This is a genomic window from Limimaricola cinnabarinus LL-001, from assembly GCF_000466965.1.
GTDB classification, from domain to species: Bacteria; Pseudomonadota; Alphaproteobacteria; order Rhodobacterales; family Rhodobacteraceae; genus Limimaricola; species Limimaricola cinnabarinus.
Window position 1 is genome coordinate 1 of record NZ_BATB01000160.1, and the last position, 1,072, is coordinate 1,072.

The window sequence follows — 1,072 nt, forward strand, 5'->3', positions numbered from 1 at the left end:
TCAAAGCGCGTTACCCAAATGCGATCATAGCTCCTTCTCAGTCGCTGGAATGCTCATCCAGTATCCCCTCATGGCTTATCGAGGGGGCCAGTTCCTCGTGTCGCCACAGGGCCAGTTTGTCGTGTCGCCTGACACATCTCTGATCTCCTTGTCGGTGAAGATCAGCAGACAGCAAATCGTAGCTTACGTCAGCGTCCCGAAATCGGGGAGCACCTTCCTGCAACCGCACCCATCGTATTATCCTCCATGCTCAGAGCCTCAGCGAGCACCGGAGCGAGACCACTCCTGCCACGAGGATCGGTGCCCGTGAGGTGAAGCGATTACGCTAACCCGGATAATTCATGAAGTTGCAGACTTCTGCTTAGGGGGCGAATTCCCGAGTGTCGGGCTAGTCACGCGCATCCGGCGTCGGCGTCCGGTTGGCAGGCCGGCCGATGACTTGGTTTTGGGTGGTGTGGATTGATGTTTCGGGGTTGTCGGGGCGCTCGCGTCAGGCTGCTTTCGGTGGGGCGAGGGCGTCGAAGAGGAGGTGAAGAAGTCCCCGGCGCGGGCACGATGTCGGCAGTGTGACGATGATCCGGGCTTTCTTCTCAATGATGGTGGCGGCCAGCTTGGCGAGATGCAGCCGCAGCGTGTCGAACTGGGTGCGGCGCCACGGTGACCGCTTCGGGCAAGCCGCGCGGAGCTTCCACCAGTTCCAGTAGACGCAGCCGTGCAGCATCAGGCGCATCTGGTTGGCGTTGGCTTTCGAGCACGACGTCCGGTCTGCTGCGAGATGGGCCTTCCACGCTTTGACGTGGTTCTCGGCTTGGCCGCGCGCGGAATAGAGCTTCGTGTAAAGATGCTTGCCGCGGCCGCCCTCGAGATTGGTGACGATATAGCGGGTATCCCGACCCATGGGAAAAACCTCGACGCGGGCGATAACGCGACGGGATTTCGACTACGACCGGGCTGCGTAGGAGAAGGTTTTGAACCGGCGCAGCTTTTGGCTCGGCGTGCGAGCGTAGCGCACCGCCGTCGACGCCTCCAGGGCCGAGATGTTCTGCGCCAGACGATGAGCTATGGCTGAAAA

1 pseudogene is annotated in these 1,072 nt (G+C 60.9%); it reads right to left on the reverse strand.

Annotation, left to right across the window (positions count from 1 at the left end):
• Positions 1 to 490: 490 nt before the first annotated feature.
• A pseudogene (locus tag MBELCI_RS18855) lies at positions 491 to 1,072 on the reverse strand (transposase); the annotation flags it as partial.